The organism is Reinekea sp. G2M2-21 (genome assembly GCF_015687175.1).
Classification (GTDB): Bacteria; Pseudomonadota; Gammaproteobacteria; order Pseudomonadales; family Natronospirillaceae; genus Reinekea.
On the sequence record NZ_JADPQG010000001.1, the window covers coordinates 1 to 22,196 of the forward strand.

Annotated in this window: 18 protein-coding genes and 1 pseudogene; 8 read left to right on the forward strand and 11 right to left on the reverse strand. The window is 49.3% G+C overall.

Features of this window, described 5'->3' with window-relative positions:
* Positions 1-150: 150 nt before the first annotated feature.
* From IYN85_RS00005 to IYN85_RS00015, 3 genes are all read right to left on the reverse strand, one after another.
* A complete protein-coding gene (locus IYN85_RS00005; RefSeq protein ID WP_196156815.1) occupies positions 151-756 on the reverse strand; it encodes a DUF402 domain-containing protein in 606 nt (201 codons plus the stop codon).
* A 110-nt stretch (positions 757-866) separates the two neighbouring features.
* On the reverse strand, positions 867-2,957 hold the full coding sequence (gene fusA / locus IYN85_RS00010; RefSeq protein ID WP_196156816.1) for an elongation factor G: 2,091 nt from the start codon (positions 2,955-2,957) through the stop codon (positions 867-869).
* A gap of 323 nt (positions 2,958-3,280) precedes the next feature.
* A complete protein-coding gene (locus IYN85_RS00015) occupies positions 3,281-3,619 on the reverse strand; it encodes a hypothetical protein (RefSeq protein ID WP_196156817.1) in 339 nt (112 codons plus the stop codon).
* On the opposite strand from IYN85_RS00015, the gene IYN85_RS00020 reads away from it, so the two are divergent.
* The gene (locus IYN85_RS00020) at positions 3,618-4,199 is read left to right on the forward strand and encodes an alpha-ketoglutarate-dependent dioxygenase AlkB (protein ID WP_196156818.1); all 582 of its coding nucleotides are present in this window, start codon (positions 3,618-3,620) and stop codon (positions 4,197-4,199) included. The two genes, IYN85_RS00015 and IYN85_RS00020, sit on opposite strands and share 2 nt — an antisense overlap.
* Before the next feature lie 23 nt (positions 4,200-4,222).
* On the opposite strand, the gene IYN85_RS00025 is transcribed toward IYN85_RS00020, so the two are convergent.
* Positions 4,223-4,825, reverse strand: coding sequence for a hypothetical protein (locus IYN85_RS00025; RefSeq protein ID WP_196156819.1), 603 nt, complete (start codon positions 4,823-4,825; stop codon positions 4,223-4,225).
* Between the two features lie 229 nt (positions 4,826-5,054).
* Between IYN85_RS00025 and IYN85_RS00030 the strand changes: the two genes are divergently transcribed.
* Both IYN85_RS00030 and IYN85_RS00035 read left to right on the forward strand, forming a co-directional pair.
* The gene (locus IYN85_RS00030) at positions 5,055-5,921 is read left to right on the forward strand and encodes an acyl-CoA thioesterase II (protein ID WP_196156820.1); all 867 of its coding nucleotides are present in this window, start codon (positions 5,055-5,057) and stop codon (positions 5,919-5,921) included.
* Positions 5,918-6,520, forward strand: coding sequence for a UbiX family flavin prenyltransferase (locus tag IYN85_RS00035; RefSeq protein WP_196156821.1), 603 nt, complete (start codon positions 5,918-5,920; stop codon positions 6,518-6,520). Before IYN85_RS00030 ends, IYN85_RS00035 begins: the two co-directional genes overlap by 4 nt.
* On the opposite strand, the gene IYN85_RS00040 is transcribed toward IYN85_RS00035, so the two are convergent.
* Together IYN85_RS00040 and traF are read right to left on the reverse strand one after the other, a co-directional pair.
* On the reverse strand, positions 6,514-7,740 hold the full coding sequence (locus IYN85_RS00040; RefSeq protein WP_196156822.1) for a multifunctional CCA addition/repair protein: 1,227 nt from the start codon (positions 7,738-7,740) through the stop codon (positions 6,514-6,516). The genes IYN85_RS00035 and IYN85_RS00040 overlap by 7 nt on opposite strands.
* A gap of 91 nt (positions 7,741-7,831) precedes the next feature.
* Positions 7,832-9,589 carry a conjugal transfer protein TraF gene (gene traF, locus IYN85_RS00045; RefSeq protein ID WP_196156823.1) on the reverse strand — a complete coding sequence of 586 codons (1,758 nt, stop codon included), beginning with the start codon at positions 9,587-9,589 and terminating at the stop codon, positions 7,832-7,834.
* 347 nt (positions 9,590-9,936) lie between these two features.
* Between traF and IYN85_RS00050 the strand changes: the two genes are divergently transcribed.
* Positions 9,937-10,533 carry an LPP20 family lipoprotein gene (locus IYN85_RS00050; RefSeq protein WP_230390364.1) on the forward strand — a complete coding sequence of 199 codons (597 nt, stop codon included), beginning with the start codon at positions 9,937-9,939 and terminating at the stop codon, positions 10,531-10,533.
* A 27-nt stretch (positions 10,534-10,560) separates the two neighbouring features.
* The gene (locus IYN85_RS00055; protein ID WP_196156825.1) at positions 10,561-11,793 is read left to right on the forward strand and encodes a flagellar assembly protein T N-terminal domain-containing protein; all 1,233 of its coding nucleotides are present in this window, start codon (positions 10,561-10,563) and stop codon (positions 11,791-11,793) included.
* 1 nt (position 11,794) lies between these two features.
* Here IYN85_RS00055 and IYN85_RS00060 read toward each other — a convergent pair whose 3' ends face one another.
* The 5 genes from IYN85_RS00060 to IYN85_RS00080 are packed head-to-tail and all read right to left on the reverse strand — an operon-like array spanning position 11,795 to position 18,200.
* Entirely contained in the window at positions 11,795-12,643 is an 849-nt protein-coding gene (locus IYN85_RS00060) for a symmetrical bis(5'-nucleosyl)-tetraphosphatase (RefSeq protein WP_196156826.1), read from the reverse strand.
* Between the two features lie 5 nt (positions 12,644-12,648).
* Positions 12,649-13,428 carry a 16S rRNA (adenine(1518)-N(6)/adenine(1519)-N(6))-dimethyltransferase RsmA gene (gene rsmA / locus IYN85_RS00065; protein WP_196156827.1) on the reverse strand — a complete coding sequence of 260 codons (780 nt, stop codon included), beginning with the start codon at positions 13,426-13,428 and terminating at the stop codon, positions 12,649-12,651.
* Positions 13,421-14,416 carry a 4-hydroxythreonine-4-phosphate dehydrogenase PdxA gene (gene pdxA / locus IYN85_RS00070; RefSeq protein ID WP_196156828.1) on the reverse strand — a complete coding sequence of 332 codons (996 nt, stop codon included), beginning with the start codon at positions 14,414-14,416 and terminating at the stop codon, positions 13,421-13,423. Before pdxA ends, rsmA begins: the two co-directional genes overlap by 8 nt.
* On the reverse strand, positions 14,416-15,627 hold the full coding sequence (locus IYN85_RS00075; RefSeq protein WP_196156829.1) for a peptidylprolyl isomerase: 1,212 nt from the start codon (positions 15,625-15,627) through the stop codon (positions 14,416-14,418). The genes pdxA and IYN85_RS00075 overlap by 1 nt, the downstream gene beginning before the upstream one ends.
* Before the next feature lie 20 nt (positions 15,628-15,647).
* On the reverse strand, positions 15,648-18,200 hold the full coding sequence (locus tag IYN85_RS00080) for an LPS-assembly protein LptD (protein ID WP_196156830.1): 2,553 nt from the start codon (positions 18,198-18,200) through the stop codon (positions 15,648-15,650).
* A gap of 117 nt (positions 18,201-18,317) precedes the next feature.
* On the opposite strand from IYN85_RS00080, the gene djlA reads away from it, so the two are divergent.
* From djlA to IYN85_RS00095, 3 genes and pseudogenes are all read left to right on the forward strand, one after another.
* On the forward strand, positions 18,318-19,124 hold the full coding sequence (djlA, locus tag IYN85_RS00085) for a co-chaperone DjlA (RefSeq protein ID WP_196156831.1): 807 nt from the start codon (positions 18,318-18,320) through the stop codon (positions 19,122-19,124).
* A gap of 383 nt (positions 19,125-19,507) precedes the next feature.
* Positions 19,508-19,870 (forward strand): annotated as a pseudogene (locus IYN85_RS00090) (GNAT family N-acetyltransferase); the annotation flags it as partial.
* Positions 19,871-19,918: 48 nt separating this feature from the next.
* The gene (locus IYN85_RS00095) at positions 19,919-21,925 is read left to right on the forward strand and encodes a methyl-accepting chemotaxis protein (RefSeq protein WP_230390371.1); all 2,007 of its coding nucleotides are present in this window, start codon (positions 19,919-19,921) and stop codon (positions 21,923-21,925) included.
* The last annotated feature ends 271 nt before the right edge of the window (positions 21,926-22,196 follow it).

Below are 22,196 nucleotides of genomic sequence, written 5' to 3' on the forward strand. Positions count from 1 at the left end.
TAATCTAAGAATTAGCGTCGGGCAGGCAATAACTGCAAAGAACAAACCCCATTATCAGAAGCTTTAGTTCGGAATACTGTAGTTTGGTGGGTCTGTAAGGCAAACATTGATTGACAGGGCAATGCCTTGGGAATTGACGTAAATCTTCTCTCAGCTGGTGATCTTTTCTTTTAAGAGGGGATTAACTCTGCTTATCAGAGAACCGTCAAATGGGTATTCAAGCCCGGTTATCTTGCTGTAAATCGATTGTAGCGAGCGTTGGATCGCTTCTGTCCATTCCCTGTTAATATATCCACCTCGTACCGCACGCAGGTATTCATCTTCGTCTTTCAGTTCTGTTGTCATATCTGGATGCACAATAATGTCCAGATCCAAGTCAAGAGTGTCAAAACCTGAGCAGACTCTTCGATAAGGCAGTTCAAAATTAACGTAATAACCCAAGAAGCGATTATCACATGCCCGCCAAAACAGCTGCACTGAATAGAAATTCGTCAAATTCTTAACAATCAAAACATGATTATGTTTCCATTGGGATTCGATCATATTCCAATGACCTGTCTGACTAATTTGCCAGCGTTGATTAGCGAACTCTGGATTGTTTAAATAGCCTTCGGTAATACAAAACCGACTGCCTTCTGCATACCAGAGGAGCGTTTGGTCTGACCTATCTTCTAGTACATCAACTTCGCGTATAGCCCAAGGTTTCTGCCCTATCATTTCTCGTAACTGAATTTTTTGTCCCTGTTTAAAGAGCATTGATGGTGGTGGTTCCTAGTTTGTTTCAGAGAGCCTTGAATATATGCTAAATCCAGGTAATAAAAAACCCGAGGGCTTTCGCGCTCGGGTTTCTAGAAAAGTAGGCTATCTTATTTGGCCGCTGCTTTACGCTCTTTCTCCTCAGCGATTACTTTTTCAGAAACGCTGGCAGGGCAAGGCAGATAGTGGCTGAATTCCATAGAGAACTGACCACGGCCTGACGTCATCGTACGCAGGTGACCAATGTATCCGAACATTTCAGACAGAGGTACATCTGCTTTAATGCGAACACCTGTCGCGCCCGCTTCCTGATCTTTGATCATGCCGCGGCGACGGTTTAAGTCACCAATAACATCACCAACGTGATCTTCAGGCGTGAACACGTCAACTTTCATGATCGGTTCAATCAACTGAGGCTTCGCCTTAGGGATAGACTGACGGAAAGCGCCCTTAGCCGCGATTTCAAAAGCGATTGCAGAGGAGTCTACCGCGTGGTAACCACCGTCGTACAATTCAACCTCAACGTCTAATACTGGGAAGCCAGCTAACACGCCTTCTTCCATCATAGACTTAAAGCCTTTCTCAACTGCAGGCCAGAATTCTTTAGGTACGTTACCACCAACAACTGTTGATTCGAACTTGAAGCCAGAACCTGGTTCACCAGGACGGATTCTGTAATCGATTTTACCGTACTGACCAGAACCACCAGACTGTTTCTTGTGCGTGTAAGAGTCTTCAACAGGCGTTGTGATCGTTTCACGGTAAGCCACCTGTGGTTGACCAACTTCCAACTCAACACCGTAGGTGCGCTTCAGAATGTCGACTTTAATATCCAGGTGAAGTTCACCCATACCTTTCAGAATGGTTTCACCAGAATCTTCATCGGTTTCAACCTGGAATGAAGGATCTTCTGCAACCATTTTACCGATCGCAATACCCATTTTTTCTGAACCGCCTTTGTCTTTAGGCTTAACCGCAATCGAGATTACAGGCTCAGGGAAGATCATCGGTTCCAGCGTGCATGGGTGCTTAGGATCACACAACGTGTGGCCTGTCTGTACGTTTTTCATGCCTACTACAGCAATGATGTCACCGGCGTGCGCAGTACTGATCTCAGTACGGTCGTTTGCGTGCATCTCTACCATCCGGCCAATACGCTCGGTCTTGCCGGTTGCAGAGTTAAGTACTGTGTCGCCCTTGTTCATGACACCTGAGTAGATGCGGATAAAGGTCAGGGCACCGAAACGGTCGTCCATGATTTTGAACGCCAATGCGCGCAATGGCTCATCAGTTGAAACCGTTGCAACTTCGCCAGTTGGTTCTCCTGTTTCGGAGTCGGTCAACTCTTGCGGATCAACTTCGGTTGGCGACGGCAGGTAGTCAACAACCGCGTCCAACACCAACTGAACACCCTTGTTCTTGAAAGCAGAACCACAGTAGGTTGGGAAGAAAGCCATCGTGCGGGTACCGGCTCGGATACAACGCTTGATGTCTTCCAGTGAAGGCATCTCACCTTCCATGTAAGCCATCATCAGGTCGTCGTCCATCTCAACTGCCGTTTCGATCAGTTTTTCATGATACTCTTCGACCTTGTCAACCATATCTGCTGGAACGTCCTGAACTTCATAGTTTTCAGGTAAACCAGAGTCATCCCAAACATAGGCTTTCTTAGTCAGAATGTCGACAACGCCCACGAAGTCGTCTTCGATGCCGATTGGCAGAGTCATAACAAGAGGGTTTGCCGCCAGTACGTTGCGAACCTGGTCAACAACACGGTAGAAGTCCGCACCCATACGGTCCAGCTTGTTCACGAAAATAACTCGAGCTACTTCAGAGTCGTTCGCATAACGCCAGTTAGTTTCTGACTGAGGCTCAACACCGCCAGATCCACAGAAAACGCCGATACCACCATCCAATACTTTCAGAGAACGGTAAACTTCAACAGTGAAGTCAACGTGCCCCGGTGTATCAATGATGTTCATACGGTGATCTTTCCAGAAACAAGTTGTGGCAGCCGATTGAATCGTAATGCCGCGTTCTGCTTCCTGTTCCATGAAGTCAGTTGTTGACTCACCATCATGTACTTCACCGGTTTTATGAATTTTACCGGTTAATTTCAAAATACGTTCAGTAGTGGTTGTCTTACCCGCGTCTACGTGAGCGAAGATACCAATATTTCTGTAATGTGATAAATCTGCCATGGCTGCCTAACTTATTAGTCGGATTAAATAGGCGCGGTAGTTTACAGGATCCTGAGAAAATTTTTAGTACTATTTTTTAATTTTACGCACCATATTATCCTGCGGAAGTGCCAGGATTCTGCGGTAAGTTGTTGTTATATAAAGGAAAGTTTATGGTTTCTTGTTTTGGAATGGCATTGCGGATAAGAAAAAAAATCAACTGATCGACGTTCAAATGCTGTTTTTGCGCGGTTTTTATCCGATTTCACTAAGTTTAAGATGGGGGGCAGGCGACTCTGGTGTCCCCCAAAATTAGCCATGAAGGCCCTGTTATCTGCTATTTTTTATGGCTTAGTGTTCAGCGATTTACCCAATTGCGCCTTCAGCGCTTCAAAGGTCGCCTGTTTGACTTCCTGTTCAAGCTCAATAGGTTGTGCGTCCGGTATTAAAGTTGATGAGTCCAGCGTCGGCGCTTCATCGCTCGATGGGTCCGTCGCTAAAGGCTGAGGCATGAGTTGAGACTCAAGATAATCAACAGCTTCAATGGATCCCTGGATTTTTTCATCATCTCCCTGCCAGTTTTCAATCCGGGAGACTAGTTTATCGATTACACTCTGAATTTCTTCAGCACTGGGTTTTTTTTCTTCAACCCAGCTTCGAGCGCTTTCGGCAGATGTGGACATGGTGACTCCAATACAAATTAACAATGATCAAACAGGCTTGGTGGAATTGTATCCCGAATGGAACCAGAATTCAGGACTGTTCGACTTATTGAAGCACCAGGTTGTGTGGCAGAGGCGTACAATCCGTCTGTTTGGTAAAACTCATCCAATCCCTCGACTGGAAAGTTGGGTAGGCGATGCAGGCGTATGTTACGCCTACAGCGGGCAAACCTATGTTGCGTCTGGGTGGCCAGATGCCTTACTGCCAATTGTTGAGTCGCTCAGGCGTCAATTTGGTTGGCAAGCCAACGGTGCGTTGTTGAATTATTACCGTAATGGCAGCGATAGTATGGGTTGGCATAGCGACGATGAGCCTGAGCTTGGTCCCAATCCTTCGCTTGCTATTCTTTCGTTGGGCGCTTCTCGGGAAATGCAATTGCGCAATATTGAGGACCCAAGTCAAAAGCTAAGCGTTAACCTAACCCCGAGTAGCTTATTGTGGATGCATGGTGCGGTACAGCACCATTGGCAGCATGCGCTACCCAAACGCGCACGCAGTGAAGAGAGGATCAGTGTGACATTTCGGAAAATTATTAGCTGAATATTCGGGTTCGTGGGCTGTAATCAGATGCCCGCGGCTATCTCATCAGCGTCACGATAAAGATCTGACATCTTGTCAAATATAGCGTTTTTGATGTTTTGTTTCTCGAAGTCAGACCGCGTGTGTAGTTCAGACAACTTGATGCGATGCAGGTGCAGGCACGGCGTATTTGAGTCAAATTCTCGTAGGTCGCCTTTTATCAATATTGGCAGGAATGGATCTGAGTCATCACCAGTTCGTACCATCTTTTTTAGTGCAAGGCGGATAGGCAAAGGAACGGGTTTTACCGTTTGGTTTTTGTATTTAACAATAACGAACAATCCACTTTTGCCGATCAATGCGCCCGGTACAATAAACAGACCCGTATCGCGCACGGCATTCGATGTAACATTGTGAAAGGTGTCATGAAAGGCATAGGGGTTTGGCAAAACAACCATCTTGCCGTTCTCTGAATTCGGGAAGTTAATGGTGTAGTTGGTATACACTTGCTCGACGGATGGCGAATAAACACACAGGCGTGATTCAAACCGCGTGACAAAGTTTTTCGCCAAGTCGCGTTGATTGAAATTTTCAAGGCTCCAGACCAGATCATTATTGGCCTGTTGTGTGTTGTGTGCGGCAGTCATCGGTTTACTCCATTCTTGCACCAACGTTAATATAGTGCTTCTGACGTGATTTGACAGCTAATTTGCGATTCATAATCGCATTTATGTGAAGTGGTCAACATGTCAAACGGCGTTCTTAGGCTATGTTGACAGTATTCCGACGCTTATCATCGGTTTTTGGTCAATATTTGGTTTTTGTCAAATTTTAATGCAGTTTTTAAACAGTGTTTGTAAGTTTACCGGAGTTCAGATGGCAGATGTAGTAAAGAATTTAATTAAGCTTTTGGAGTTAGAGTCAATTGGCGAAAGTAAGTTCCGTGGCCATTCTCAGGATTTGGGGTATGCTAAGTTATTTGGGGGCCAGGTCATTGGCCAAGCACTGTCGGCCGCATCCCAAACTCAATCTGAGCGCTCCGCACATTCCTTACACGCGTATTTTATCCGTCCTGGTGACGCTCAATACCCCATAGAATTTGATGTGGAAAACGTGCGGGATGGACGATCTTTCAGCGTTCGCCGCGTTATTGCTAGTCAATTCGGTAAACCGATTTTGGCGCTGACCGCCTCATTTCAGAAGGAAGAAGAAGGGATTGAGCATCAGATTGCCATGCCTAATGTTCCTGGGCCGGATGTGTTGGAACCGGAACTGAAACTGTTCCGTGATCACGCCAAGGAGATACCAGAGCGAGTGCGCAGTCAGTTTACCGCGGACCGCCCCATCGAATATCGTATTGTCGAAGCGCAAAACCCGTTTCGCCCTCGTCATGGCATTGCCAAGCGTCACATGTGGATCCGGTCGACATCGCGCTTGCCGGATAATCCACTGATTCATCAATCGATGCTCGCCTACACCACAGATTACGGCTTTCTCGAAACGGCGCTGATGCCGCACGGGATATCGATTGCACACCCGGGGTTGACGATTGCCAGCTTAGATCACGCGATTTGGTTCCACCGTTCTTTCCGTTTGGACGATTGGCTGCTTTATGTCGCGGACAGTCCGACCACCGGTGGCGCGCGCGGTTTTGTTCGTGGCCAGATCTTTGATCAGCAAGGCCGTTTGGTCGCGAGTACGACACAGGAAGGCCTCATTCGCTTGCAGGATGAGCATTCATGACGCCAATAACGCTCGCCATCACCGGCGCTTCCGGCGCTCCCTATGCTCGCCGGTTATTGCAGGTATTGCTTGACGGAGATTTTCATGTCCATTTATTGATTTCCAAAGCAGCACAAATGGTGATGGCTGTGGAGGATGGCGAAGCCTGGCCCGCGCATCACGAAAAACTGATCGCTCATATTCGGCAGACGATATCAGAAGGCGGGGCGTTATCCGTTTACGGCAAAGAGGATTGGATGAGTCCCGTTGCCTCCGGGTCCGGAGCACCACAAACGATGATCGTTTGTCCGTGCTCAACAGGGTCATTAGCGAGTATTGCCACCGGACAAAGTGATAATCTTATTGAGCGCGCCGCCGACGTGGTGTTGAAGGAGTCGGGGAAATTAATTCTGGTTGTCCGGGAAACCCCGTTAAGCGAAATACATATACAGAACATGCTGACCGCGAAAAAAGCCGGGGCAATTATTTTACCCGCTTCACCCGGGTTCTATCATCAACCGACACAGATCTCCGATCTGATCGATTTTATTGTTGCCCGCATACTCAAGTCAGCGGGTATTGAGCAATCGTTGCTAAAGCCTTGGGGGGCTGATCAATGAGCTGATTTTTGCAGTTGCTTTATCAGCCCGACGCGTTGTTGGTGCATCGCATCGCCAATGGCTTTTCCTTCAAACCCCTGTTCAACGAACGCCTGTGCGGATACCCCTTGGCATTGCTCCAGGCAGCGGGCCAGAAACGCTGCTTGAGGATACGGCGTACGTTCTAATCCTGAACGTCCCTGGGCATCTGCCTGGCAGGCTATGGCGAATTGTGCAATCCGCTCCGGTTGCCGGAACCCATTCAGGTTGTTGAGTAGCTTCACAACACTCGACGCTTTCAGCGCAAAAATATTATGGCAATGAGTATGGAAACGAGCCACATGCTCACATAGGGTGGCTGTTTTTACCGGCCATTTGTGTTTTTTGGCAATGCGCTTAATGAGGTCGGCTCCGGCACCTTCATGACCATGATGCGATGGCAAAATGTCTTCAGGCGTTAGGCCTTTGCCGAGGTCATGACAGAGGGTTGCCATTAACACATCGACGTCATCGGTAAGTTGTCTGGCGATGTCGAGTGCTTTCAAGGTGTGAATGCCTGTATCGATTTCCGGATGCCAGCGAAAAGGTTGCGGAACGCCGAACAGGGCATCCAATTCCGGAAAGATAATGTTTAACGCGCCGATTCGCTTCAATACCCTGAAATACTCACTGGGTGACGGGCTGGACAAGGCTCTCGAAGTCTCCGACCAAACACGCTCCGCAACCAGATGTTCCAGCTCGCCACTGTTAACCATCTCGCGCAGCAGCTGCTCTGTTTCGTCGGCAATGGTAAAACCAAGATGACAGAAACGCGCGCTGAAACGGGCGATACGCAATACCCTTAATGGATCTTCTCGGAATGCATCGGAGACGTGTCGCAGCTTGCGGTCTGCAATGTCCCGCTGACCCTGGAATGGATCTATCAATTTACCGTTCTCGTCCATTGCGATGGCGTTTATGGTGAGGTCTCGGCGCAGTAGGTCATCTTCCAGGCTGACGGTGTCATCGAATACGACGTCGAATCCGGTATAGCCATGGCCAGATTTTCGTTCGGTTCTGGCCAACGCGTATTCTTCTTTGGTGTTTGGGTGTAGAAACACCGGGAAGTCGGCGCCGACCTGTTGATAGCCCATCTCAATGAGTTGCTCAGGGTTTCCACCGACAATAACCCAGTCTTTGTCTTTCACGGGTAGGTTCAACAGAAAGTCGCGTACTGCACCACCGACGAGATATGTTTGCATAGTCTGTTTTTTAGTTTTGAAAAGTAATGAGCGACCAGTATAAACAAAAACGCCCCGAATTTCGGGGCGTTTATTTCGCTGAACCCTAAAGTTAGAAGTTCACCGAGAATTGCACCACGGCGCCAGCATCCTGAACTAAGGTTGTTGGGTCATCGAACTTCGGTTTAACCCAGGCTGACAGATCTAAACCGGTTCCAAAAGGTGTTAAGCCAATGCCTCCGGAGATTACAGAGCTGTCTGCCACGCTTAAGTTGGCGCGATAGCCGGCCCGCAACGCGGCCCAACCATAGGCGTTTAACTCACCACCGATACCGAGGTAACGTGTGGGCACCCCATACTTCAGCGGTTTGTTTTCTGTAATGTCCAGATCAATGGCAACTTTTGTGAACCGGGTTTCGTGTGCACCGCCAATACGTAACTTCGGACGAATGAGCAACTCTGTACCTGACTTACTTTCCAGCGTCCATGGAATGATGTCTTTCAACGCCACACCGGCACGGAGCCTGCCATAGAAATCCCAAGATTTAGCCGCACCAACGTCGATATTGGCAATTAGAGTAGAGGTGGAATTCTCTTGCAACAGGCTCATGGGGTCAGATTGAATTGTGCCGAGGTCATCTTCAAAAGTTGCTAAGCCAAATGTCTTTTCAAAAATATTGACAGATTGCAATTTTGGCGTGACACCAACGGCGACATACTCCCCTTGAATGGTGAATTGCCGTGCCAACGAAATCCCGATTTCGGAAATATTAGCACCCACGACATCCATCGTTGTTTCAAGTTCGTCCACTGTCGGAACATCAATGTCGGTGCTGCCCGTTGTTGAAAGGACTTCACCATTGAAGTTGATGACAGTGTCTAATTCAGTGTTTACATCGGCTTGTTCTGCTTCTACTACAGCAAAAAGGGTATCGAGTGTGTTTGCCCAGGTTTGCACGTCTGTTGCGTATGCTGCATCGCCAGCAGGACCGACTGCGTAGTCTGCACGATCGGGTACCGTTGCTACATGATCAGAAACATCTTGGTTTGCGGCTGCCAATTCGGTCATTTGATTTGTGGTATTGGTTGCATTGGTCGTTAAACCCACCAAATCATTGGAAACTCCACTCAACAGCGAGGCGTCGTTTGAGCTCAATGATAAATTCACTCCGACCACTGAGTTTGTCGATACGCTGAGCGCCATGCCCAGTTGTTTGCCAGGGAGAGCAATGTTAAGGATATCCATTCCCACCCCAAGTTGAAGTGGCTTGTCGTTTAACGACTCGATACCGTCAACGGCACCATCAACGGCGGTTGAAAGGTTGAGGGCCTGTGTTTTGGTTACATCAATTTGTGAATTCAAGGTATTGGTGTTGTTGGTTAGGCTTGTTGAAGCTGCCTGTAGATCCGGAATGTTAGTTGTATCATCAATCGTTCCATTATCTCCCGCATCCGCTAAAATTTGGTCAATTTCAGTCGCAATAGTGGTGATGTTGTTGCCTATATTTGTGAATACCGTGTCGAGAGATTCGGTAGAGCCACCGTCTCCATTCACTGCGACGTTAAACGCATCTACATCTATATTCTGGAAATCATCCAACGTGCCGCCGGTAAAAAAATCTTCTCCGGCTTTGATCAAACCCAGTGAGTCATCAACAAAAAACTTAACGGTGGGGAGTGTTAAGCCAAAATCTTTGCTGTCCTGATAGTCGGCCAATAATCCCGGGTTAAACTGAAATGCTCCCTGTGGGCGTGAAGAGGCAACGCCGGTATTTCCCATGGCGTTAGACGGCGCGTCGTTGCCAGTAAAAGGGGTCGCCATAGCGCTGCCAGCCAGTGCGATAGAGATAGACAGAATCGTTTTCTTCATAGGATTGCCTGTTAATTCATACATAGTCAGTGTGGTGAGTTTAGTCGGTGTTGGCGGGTAAGCCAAAAAAATGGCTGAAATTGTGTTGGATTCAAAAAAATTGCGAGAACGGAGAGTCATGGTGTCAATCGAGAGTTTCCTATGGCGAGTTACCGCCCCGTTTGCGGTCGCAAACTCTTTTTGAGCAATAGCACGGTTGACATTTAACGGCATTCATATCGTTTATGCCTTCAAAACAGCCCTTTCTCTATTGAACTGAATTTGTTTTCAAATTTGCTAAGGCTTTCAAAACCAACGCCGATAACTCTGTTAATACAGCCAATTGCACAGCACCAATGGAGTTATTTATGACAGTCCGCAATCTTATTATCAGCATCCTGGTGATGCTCATGGCCAGCAGTTGCAGCATTTGGCCATTCAACAGTAAGTCCAAAAAAGTGGATGAGATCGTGTCTCAGGTGCAGCAGATCAATGAAAAACTGCCACCGATGGAACCCATGGTTTTGCGGGTGACCGGTTATGGTGCGATAAACCCGACTGCACGGGGGCTGACTGAGGTACAGAAGCGACTTCTGGCCATGCGCTCGTCCAAGCTGGATGCCTACCGAACTCTGGCAGAACGCGTTTACGGTACACAAATAATCGGTAATTCGACGGTTGAAAACCTGGTCGTGCAAAATGATCAATACCGTGCCTTTGTGGATGCTCACATTCTGGGTGCCAAGGTGGTTTATTCGGAAGTGATGGCAGACGGCAGTTATGAAACGATGGTCGAAATGGTGATCGATGAGGGCTTCCGCAATTGTCTGGCGAATCAGAACAATGGCAAGCGCAACAATACCTGTGCATCTGATGCGGTGCACGATTTGGACTCTCTCACCCGCAGCAGTCTGTCCAGTCAGGGAGTCGAAGCGGCAGGTTCTGGCCTGTATTTCATCGAATAATCAACAACTCAGGATAGGAGAACCGCTATGATCCGCTTCATTCGCTTTACCGTTTGCGCGTGGTTACTGTTCTGCGTGTCCTATGCCCCATTTGGTTTCGCTGCGGACATGAATTTGGTTCAGGTCGACGCTGAAGGGATCTCGCCAATCGAATATAACGACGAAAACAGCGCCCGGTTGCGGGCCATGCGCAATGCCATTGAAAATGCCTCCATGCAAGTCAGTGCAAATGTACAGTCGACCCAGGTGATAGAAAACGGAAATTTAACCGTTGATTATCTGCGTATTAATTCTGCGGCAAAGGTTACCGATATCCGCATTATTTCCGAAGGCCGCGATGGTGACCTCTATCGTGTTCGGATTATGGCGAAGGTATCACCCGATCAGATCTGTGCCAATGTCATGGCCAACCATTATCGAAAGTCGGTCGCGATTACGGGTTTCTCGATGGAACACCCAGAGCATGCGACGCTGGGGCATCTTGGTGCCGTCGACCGTTCACTGGCCGCGCTATTGGTGAACGATCTGAATGGTCGCCAGGGCATTCGGGCACTCAGTGCCAATTACATGACTTTGTACCCGAATACGCCGAATGCGCCGACCCAGATTTCACCGCGAATGACCCTGACCCGGGCCGTAAGTGCGGCAAAAGATCTGGGCGTTCAATTTGTGGTTTCGGGTGTCATCCGTGATATGGCCATGGAAAACCCAGAAGCACCACGCGCCAGTAACTGGGACAAATGGCTTAAGCGGGTTGGCGTGACCAAAGCCAAGCGAACCCGACATTTTGTTTTTGACGTTTTCGTACACGATGGGTATTCCGGTGCACTGGTGTTTCAGAGCCGGTACCGCACTTACGGTTTGTGGAACGAGCGCAACAATACCGAAGTGGGCTTCGGGACCGCGAAGTATTTCTCCACGGATTACGGTCAACAGGTTCGTGTGTTGCTGAACCAAGCGGTGGCGGATATTCAAACCACCGTGCAGTGCCAGCCTTTTATGGCCACCATTGCGCAGGTTGACGGTAATCGGATATTCGTGTCCAGCGGTGCGGAAAGTGGTTTGCGTCCTGGGGACTTTCTGTCCGTGTACCGAACCAGTCAGAAGTTTGACCGGCAGGGGGATAGCTTTTGGCAAATTATCGATACCCGACTGGCCGCTGAAGTAAAGCAGGTGCAGCCCTATTACGCCGTTGCGGAAATGGCGATTGGTGTTGAGCGTTTGAACTTACAGGTGGATGATCTGGTCATGGCCTGGTAGTTCACTTCAGGCACTCAAATTCCAGCTCACTGAATTCTGTGATGGCGCCTTCTGTGTCGCAGCAATAGCGGACGTTGTTATCCATATCCATCAAGGTCATGTGATTTCCCCAGACATAACCGGTGTCGAGTCCAATAATATCTCCCCGATGCGTGTGCCCCATCAGTGCCGCCCAATGGCCAAACACAATACGGTGTTTGCGCTTATGCTTCCATTGGAACCACGGCTTCATGCCTTTCGGACCGTTATTGGGAGACGATTTGAACTTAAAATCCAGAGTGGCATCTTTCGCGCAAAAACGCATCCGTGTATAGGCGTTAACCACAAATCGCAAACGGTCAACGCCTTGTAGGTCGTCGCGCCAGCGGTCCGGTTGATTGCCATACATGGCTGCAAAAAATTCGCGACGACTTATTTTGTCGGCCAAGATGGCTTCCACTTCGCTGGCCAGAATGCGTGCCTGTTTGTCAGACCAGACCGGTGGTATACCGGCATGCGTCATGATTAATTTTCGCTCTTTGTCGCGCACCAATAACGGTTGTTTTGCCAGCCACTTCATTAGTTTTTTGGCGTCTTCATGCGCCAAGGTTTGCTTTATGTCGTCGTCTTTGGTTTTCAGTTTTAACTCATGAATGGCCAGCAGGTGCAGGTCATGATTACCCAGCACGGTTTGCGCACTTTCGCCTAAGTTTTTTACGAATGCCAGGCAGCCGATGGAGTCCGGTCCCCGGTTGACCAGATCTCCCGTCAGCCAGAGTTTGTCGACGGCAGGATCAAAATTGACGTGATCCAACAGCCGTTGCAATGGGTGCAGGCAACCTTGTAAATCGCCGACGGCGTATAACGTCATGTAGATTAGCCGCTGATGTGGTTGGCGATAGAGACAAAGTTTTCGATCGGCAAGGTTTCTGCTCTCGCGCTGGGTTTAATGCCCAACGCGGCAAAGCCGTCTTCATCGAGCAATCCTTTGAGATTGTTTTTCAATGTTTTGCGACGTTGCGCAAACGCCGCTTTAACGACCTTTTCAAAGGTCGCAAAATCGTTTGCCTGGTATTTGGGGGTTTTACGTGGAGTCAGTCTGACAATGGCCGACTCGACCTTAGGTGGAGGATTGAAGGCACCCGGTGGTACGGTAAACATGTATCGGGTTTCACATTGATACTGCATCATGATGCCCAAGCGGCCGTATGCGTTGTCGCCGGGGGCCGCACACAAACGCTGCACTACTTCCTTTTGCAGCATGAAGTGCATATCCAGAATGATGTCGGCATAGCTCAGTAAGTGAAACATCAGCGGTGTGGAAATGTTGTAGGGCAGGTTACCAACCATGCGCAGAGGTCTACCGTCTGCGGCCAGGGCTCGGAAATCGAACTGTAGGGCATCCGCTTCGTGAATGTGCAATCCGTCGTGGCGGAAAAACTGAGCTTTCAGAATTGGAATCAGGTCCCGATCCAGCTCGACCACATCCAAATGGCCACCTAACGCGTCCAACAGCGGTTCGGTTATAGCGCCACGACCCGGGCCAATTTCCACCAGGTGTTGGTCCGGTTTGGGTCCAATGCTGCCGACAATACGGTCAATAACGTTCGAGTCGTGGAGAAAGTTCTGTCCAAAACGTTTGCGGGCTTTATGCATGATAATTCTCTTTGTGTTTCGCCATTTCCCAGGCGGTGTTCAGGGCGACGAGCATGGAGCCTGTATCCGCCTTGCCGGACCCAGCCAGATCGAGCGCGGTACCATGATCTACCGAGGTTCGGATAAAGGGCAAACCCAGGGTAATGTTCACCGCGTTACCGAAGCCTTTGTATTTCAGCACCGGCAAACCCTGATCGTGATACATCGCTAATACGGCGTCGGCTTTGTCCAGGTAATGGGGTTGGAACAAGGTATCCGCAGGCAATGGTCCTCGGGTGGGGATGCCTTCAGCGTTTAATGCGGCTAAGGCGGGTTTGATGGTGTCGATTTCTTCACGCCCCAGGTGACCGTCTTCGCCCGCGTGGGGGTTCAAACCGGTGACCAGAATGCGCGGTGCCACGCAGCCGAATTCACGCTGCAACGCCGTGTGTAAAATGCGTGTGACCCGTATTATTTTGTCCTGAGTTATGGCTTCACTGACGTCCTTTAAGGGCAGGTGGGTGGTCACCAGTGCCACGCGCAAGCCTTCGGTTGCCAGCATCATCACGACTTCCTGAGTCTGGCTCTGATCGCGCAGATATTCCGTATGACCGGTAAAGGCCAGGCCGCTGTCGTTAATAATGCCTTTGTGTACGGGGCCTGTGACCAAACCGCTGGCTTTGCCATGCAGACAAAGTGCAATGGCTTTATCGAGTGTTTTTATGACGTACGGGGCGTTGGCGGCATTCAATTCACCAGCGCGGACCGATTCGATCAATGGCGTATGCAGCACACGCAACTCAGCAGGTTTTACCTGCGTGTTTTCAAGATCGGCTTCGCTGACGTCGACACAAGTGACAGGAACCTTGAGCGTTTGGGCACGTTCGCGTAGCAGTTGAATATCGGCAATGGCCACTAACGGTGCGCTGAAACCTGATGCCGCAAGGGCAAGCAGTACATCTGGACCGATGCCGGCTGGCTCTCCAGGTGTGACGACTAAACAGGACATTAGTTACGGAACTCAACAAAGGATTCAGCGCGCAACTCAGTTAGCCAGCGTTGCAATGATTCGCTGTATCGGCGCTGATACAGCTGGTTGCGTATCTGCTTGCGTAAAACATCGATACCGACATCGCTGGTTCGAACCTCTTCAACGCGCAAAATGTGATAGCCATAGGGTGATTCAAACACTTTGGAGACGCTGCCAACCGGGATGTTTTTGGCAACCAGAGCAAACTCCGGTACAAAGGTGTCCAGACTATTCCAATCCAAATCACCTCCGCGGCCTCGCGATCCATTGTCTTGAGAATAGGTGTCGGCCAGTTCAGCCATAGAGGCACCCATTTCAATTTGAGATTTTAAATCCGCAAGCAGCGCCTGAGCTGAATCTGCGTCGAACAACTCATTGGTGTTAACCAGGATATGGCGAATTTTATATTCCTCAATGTTGACGGACTGGACGTCTGTTTTGTTGCTCAATTGTGCAATATGGAGGGCGTTGTCGCGTTCCAACAGAACCGCTTCCCCGACTTTTAACACCGGCACCAGCGTGCGGAATAAACTGGGTACTTCTTCCAGCGAACGCATTCCCAGGTCACGGCTGCCATCGGTGTCGAGCAACGATGTTCCATTGTTCAGTTGAGTGAGTAGTTGTTGTGCCTGATCTTTCTGGTCGGCTTCGAAACGCAAATAACTCAGTTGGTATTCGGTATCTTTCAACGCCTGACCGGATTGACTGCTGAGGAAGCGGTCCACTTCGGCGTCAGAGATAAAGACCTGTCGACCGACAATTTGTTTCTGCACTTCGTTGACGGTTAGTTCACGTTTTATTTGCAGTCGAAACTGGGCAAGGTCACGGCCACTGTTTTTAACCGCATCAAGAAATTGTGTCAGTGTCATCCCTTGATTTTGCGCCAGCGTGTTTAAGGCATTATCAACCTGCGCATCGGGTATCTGCAGATTGCCTCGCTCGGCCAGTTGCAATTGCAATGACTCAAGAATCAGGGCATCCAGTATTTGCTTTTGCAGCGCCGCATCGTTCGGCAGCACACTCGGGTTGGCGCTGTACTGCTGTTTGATCATGGCGACACGTTGGTTCAGTTCCGCTGCGGTGACGACATCGTTATTGGCAACCACAACAATACGATCCAGCGTTTTCGCAAAGCTTCCGACACTGGTCAGTAGGGCGGTGGCGATCAATGCGTGTTTCAAAAAATTCATAGTTGTCATCTTATGGGTTATTAACGGTAATTAAACAGGCGACCCGAGTAACCGAAGTCGAGCCGTTGTAAAATGGATTCTATGGTGCCGAAGCCCGCACCTATGCCTTTCAACGTAAATTCAAAAAAATACTGCCGGTCCGTGTTCACCGGAAACAGTGACTGTTGATTAATGACCTCATCGACCGAGATGTCCATCATGGCCAATCGGACATTCCAGCAACAGCTGTCGATATCAACGCCGACCAACAGTTCGTTGACCTTGAAATCATCCCACACCAACACCTCACTGGTATTAACGGTGAAGCTGTCATCTGACGTAAAGGCCTGAGCTTTGCCGTAACCGATCAACCCGATGTTTTGCCGGATGGGCAGATAAGCGCCGAGCTTGATGTCGTGGTAAACACCGTCGATCTCTGTGTCGTCACTGTCTGTTAACTTGCCATTGTACTTGGCAAGTTCGAGCGTGGCGAACTGGTAGTTAGTGGGCTTATAGCTGAATTCGGTGTTGAATGCGGTCAACTGCTGCCAGTCATGGCGGTAACTGATGCTGGATGTGAGCGATAGGGTTTCGGTTGGGTACCACGCCCCGGAAGCGATCCAATCGCTGTATTCGGGTTGCCAGTTGTCTGTGCTGACGAGTTGGCTGAATCGTGAATCGGACGTCTTCTGCATCTCCTCTTCCGTGAGCTTGACACCTTTCTGGAGGGAAAAACTGGCGCGTGTCCGTTGTTGATCTTTCAGGTTATAGGTCAGGCTGGTGGACAGTCGTTGCAGGTCGGCAATGCGGTCGGTTCCAGAAAATCGGCTCGTGGTAAATAATTTGAAGCTATTATCGAAGGTGCCTTCTAAAATGGGTGCATTTTGTTCAATCAACGGGGCATAGGCATAGTAGAGCCTGGGTTTGAGTTCGTGGCGCCATTGTTCACTTTGGCTGGTGAGCGTCAGACCCTGATCGACACTGCCACGCCAGGCCAGTTGGGTGAATTCCTCTGCTCCGTAGGTATCGCTAAGGTCATAATCGAGCGAATTGCTCAGTTGATAGTTGGATGCGAAAGCTTCAACCGAGGGCGTAACGTACCAAGTATCCTGTTTAAAGGAACGGCTGAGTGATACTGCCCCGTGAATACGGTCAAATTGCGTGGCGGAGTCGAGCTCCGACGTCGACAGGTTATCGCGTACTTCTGTGGTCAAGTCTCGCTGGAAGTGGCTGTATTTAACCGTTTCATTGGCCTGTATACCCAACGGCAAGGTACGGTTTTTATCCGTTAACGCAACTTCCGGCGTTTTAATCAGACTATAATCGCCGATTTTGGCGGGTTTTTCATCCGCATCAAATTCCCATTGTTGTTGATTGAGCACAGACAGAGTGACGTTCTGACGAGACGTCTGAAAGCTTGTTGCAAGCGACGCCATGGTTTTTGTGCTGTCGACAACAGGTTGCGCGTATTTCCAGCTCAAGCTGTTTTTAAATCCGAAAATGGGGCGGTTGAGAGCGAAATATACATTCTGATAATCAACAACTTTAGTGGCCCCAGGGTTGAGCGCAATATTGAAATTTATGTCGCTGACCCAGCGGGTATTGAAGTCGTAACCTGTGCCCGCCAGCTGCCCCGATTGTTTGTGACTGACAGCCCAGCGATTCGGCGTATCGGTCGTCGCAGTATCGCTATCGTCTGCCGCAGGTGGCTGCAGTTGATAGTCCACTTCATTGATCCCATTGTGGTTCTGCGTTAAAAAACGAAACTCATTGCGGGCAAACCAACCTGTCGCCTTGCCGTATTGCAGCGTGACAGTGTCATCGTAATTCGGCGCCAAATGGAGATAGTAGGGAACAGAGTAAAGACTGCCCAACGTGGGGATCAGAAGTCCGGTGCGTGCCTGATCATTCAACGGAAATGAGACATAGGGAAAATACAGCACCGGCACGTTCAGTACTTCAAGACGTGGGTTCCAGGCTGTGGCCACATTGGTTTCATTGTCGATAATCAGTTTTGAGGATTTTATGCGCCAAGCGTTTGAGGTTGGTGCGCAACGGGTGAAGCTGACGTTCTCGGCCGTAAAAACCTGTTCGGACTGGCGTTCCAGCCGATCCGCATCACCGTGTAAATCTTGGTCATGCAGCACAAACTCCGCATTTTTTAGCAACGCATAATAGTTTTCCAGACTAATGGTGGCCTGCGTACTGCTGATGCCTGCTCCGGGTGTACGCAGAGTGACGTCGCCAGCCAGGTCACCGGTATTGCTTTGCTGATTGTAATCGACCTGTTCGGCATTGGCGTTCAGGTTCTTAGCCGTGATCTTAACGTCACCGCTGAACCGGGATTCAACCCCATTGCTGGTGGCTTGATCAAAGCGAAACTGGGTATCTTCTTGGTTGGGGTCAAGCGGCTGTGCTACGAATCCACCCGGGCAATAGGGGGCAATGCCGGCTTTCTCAGCGTCTGGCAGATCCTGCCAGGGTTGCCAATCCGTGATAACGACGGATTCCGCAGCAACGGGACTGTGCAGCGCCAGCAGAGCGACTAAAGTTGTGGTGGTGAACTGAATTCGATGCACAATGAGAAACGTCATATGAAAGGCGCGATCATATCGAAAATCAGGACTAAGCGCACAGTCAAAAGCTGTAATCCGTTAGTAAAATGTCAGATTTCCCGTTAATCTGACGCAATCGATCGATGGTTTAGCAGTATGAGAAATTGGACAGGTAAAATAATCGGCGGAGCCATTGGCTTCTACACAGGTAATTTTGTTGGCCTGGCGCTGGGTATCTTGTTGGGTAACGCTTTTGACCGGACAACGGCCAAACGTACGATGAACGAATTCAACAGCGAATCACAGGGCGTTTTACAGACCGTATTCTTTGAAGCCACCTTCTCGGTTATGGGTAAGATTGCCAAAGCCGATGGCCGGGTGAGCGAGAAGGAAATCGAGCTGGCGCGTCACATTATGGCGCGCATGGCCTTGAACGAGCAGCAACGGTTGGAGGCCATGCGGCTCTTTAATACGGGTAAATCCCCCGAATTTTCCGTCGAAAACAGTTTAACGGAGTTGGCCGACGTCATTGGGCGGCGCGCAACCTTAGCGCAGATCTTTCTGGAAATTCAGTTGCAGGCTGCCTATGCCGATGGCCAATTGTCAGTCAATGAGCGAGATGTTTTGCACACCATTTCAACACACCTGGGTATTAACAAGGTGCAGTTTGAAATTATTCATCAGCGTATCCGGGCTCAAATGCACTTCTCGCAGGGGTATCGTGAGCCCGCCTCACGTTCGGGGAGTGCGCATTTGAACGATGCTTATCAGGTGCTAGGTGTCAGTGCCGATGTCTCCGATGCGGAATTGAAAAAAGCCTATCGCCGGCTCATGAGCCAACATCATCCCGATAAGTTGGTAGCGCGAGGGCTGCCGCCAGAGATGATGTCAATCGCCAAAGAAAAAACCCAGGATATCCAGAGAGCTTACGAACAAGTGCAGAAAGCGCGCAAGGCGGCTTGATGGTTCCGTATTTTAAGCCGATAAATCTCAACCGCGATTTCGGTATCTGCCAGCAGATGCGGGCCATCAGCTATCAGGCAAGTTACGGGTCCCGAGTGTCCTGAGTCGGAAGTTCGCATGAATTCAGCGCGCCATTCAAGTTCTATAGCTAGGCGTGTCTCGCAGTCAATGGTTATTCCATTGGCAAGAGACAGAACGACGCTAGAGAGCTTGAATGTCACGCCCGAAGGGAGCTCATGGAAAACACTATTACGGCGTTGCTCTTCTTGAAAAGATCTCAATATTCTCTACGAAGAGCGTCTTGTACTAGCGCTTCCCATGAGCTCTGAAGCTATACGACCTTCCGACTCAGGGCACTAGATGGGTTTGAACGTGACTATGGCGACAGCTATCGTGAGCGGTTGCAGCAAAAGATCGACAACCTGCCCCAAGGCTGTTGCCACCTTTGGTTAGGCGATACGGTTGTTGGTCAGACCGAAGCTAAATGGATAGCGGACTCGACCGTTGGCTATATTAACTTGCTGGTCGTCAGCCCTGATTATCAACGCCAGGGCTTTGGAAGACTTATGGTCGATTACCTGGCGGATGTCTTTATAGCGGCTGGGAAAACGTCGATGCAACTCAGTGTCAGTCCCACCAATCGACAGGCCCTTGCTTTTTGCGCTGCTAATGGCTGGCAAGATGCTGGGCAACGTCCCAATTCTTCCATGCGTTTATACACCCGGTCCCTTTCAAAAAGACGATAGCTACTCAGAAGAAGTGGTGGTTTTTTGAGCATTGAGGTTGTTGAGACTATGCTTAAAAAACTCGCCTTTTTGCTGGAGCAGTACCCTGTGAAAATTAAAACCAAACTATTATTGTCGTTTATGACGACGACCTTACTCCCGGTATTGATCGTGTCTTTTATCACGGTTCGTAATGTAGTTGCGCAAGCAGAAAAGCAGTTTTTTGAAACCAGTCAGTTGGATATTTCTATCATTGATCAGACATTCAAAAACTTTTTCGATGTGATCGGGTTTAACGTGTCTTTCATGGCCGATTTCAAAGCTGTCAGCGCAACTAAGACCGGCAAGCTGACCACTTATTTCGGTGAACCGCAGCCACCCGCCGAAATCGCCATGAAGAACGGTGGGCGTGAGCAGGCTTTGTTTGAACTGTTCAGCGCTATCGGAGAAAACAATCCGATGCTTGGATACGTCTATATGGGTGACAAAGACGGTGGCTATCTGGAATGGCCGGGTACCTATGGTTACGGCGATTGGGACCCACGGACGCGTCCTTGGTTTTCAATGGGTAAAGAAGGCAATTACGAAATTGTTCGGCGCGACGGCTACTACTGGGAGCCGGATGACGCTGTTTATGTGTCGGTTTTGAAAGGCTATAAAAATGAAACCGGTGCTTTCGAGGGCGTTGTTGCGATCGACGTATCGCTTAAGTCGCTGACGGATATGGTGCAACGCATCAAGTTCGGCGAAGGCGGTTTTATTATGGTGGTCGAAGGCAGTGGCAATATTCTGGTTGACGGTGGCAATGTCGACAACAACTTCAAATCACTGCAAGAACTTGAAGCACCTTACTTCGCCATGATTGACGCAACCGATGAAGGGCTTCTGGAATTTGACATAGACGGTGAATCCTATATGGCCAACGTTTATGCATCCCGCGAACTCGGTTGGAAATTTGTTGGCTTTATGCCTAAAAAAGAAATTTTCGCTGCCGCCACCAACATGGCTTACACGACCATAATTGTCAGTTTGATCTTGGTTTTACTGTTTGTCTTCGCCGGTGCATACATTGCACGACGTATAGTAACGCCCATCAATCAGGTGAAAGACAACTTACGGACAATCGCCGAAGGCGAGGGTGACTTGACAACGCGCATTCAAGTCCGTTCCAGTGACGAAACCGGCGAGTTAGCGCAATGGTTCAACCAGTTTATTGAATCCACACAAACCTTAATACTGGCGATAAAAGACAAAGCGCTCAGCATGGAAGGCGTTTCCGCCAATACGAACATTAAAGCTAATGACATGACAGTGTCGGCCAATCAGCAGTTGGCGTCGATAGATCAGATTGTCACGGCAACCACGCAAATGTCCGCTGCGGCAAACGAAGTTGCAACAAACAGCGTCGATACAGCCTCCATTTCCGATCAGGGGCTCGGGGCGACCAAAGAAGGTAAATCGATCATTATTCGCAGCAGTCAAAGCGTTGAACATCTGGGCAACAGTATTGACGCCTCAAACAAAGTTATTCAGCAGTTAGCTCAGGAGACCGATAACATCACCAATATACTGTCTACTATTCAGCAGATTGCGGAGCAGACCAATCTGTTGGCCTTGAATGCGGCGATTGAAGCGGCGCGAGCTGGTGAGCAGGGCCGGGGTTTTGCGGTGGTAGCGGATGAAGTTCGCAACCTTGCCAAACGAACTCAAGACTCCACAGAGGAAATCAGTGCGATATTGGGCAAACTGGTGGACAGAACACAATCTGTGTCTCAAACCATGGCCAAAAGCTCTGAGGAATCACAGACGGCAGTCTCTCTTTCTGCGGAAGTGTTGAATGCTTTTGAAGAAATTGAAGCCGTTGTGGAGCGCATTCGTGATATGACGACGCAAACCGCCAGTGCCACAGAAGAGCAACACTTGGTGACGAAGGATATCAACCAAAATCTGGTCAACATCAATGAATCCGCCAACCAAGTATCTGCGCATTCCGATGAAGTTAAAATGTTGAGTGATCAACAAGCCGAATTGAGCCATGAACTGACGGCATTGGTTTCCCGTTTTCGTACTGAGTAACGCTCTAATGAATGCCCGGCGTCTGTCGGGCAGCCTTTTTTATCTCGATTTTCGATCCTGCATGAACCTCGCTCGTCTTGAGCTGTTTCTCTTTGCCAAAGCCCAGACTGGACCACGCCCCTCAATGGTGTGATCACCTAAGCCCATTTGGTTTGTGTCATTACCAACACGAGCGCGAGCACAAAAAAATAGAACCATTAAATAAATTGGTCTACAATTGGTCTTATATTTAGGTTTAAAAAACAATACCAATTCGCTAAACATGAAAAGG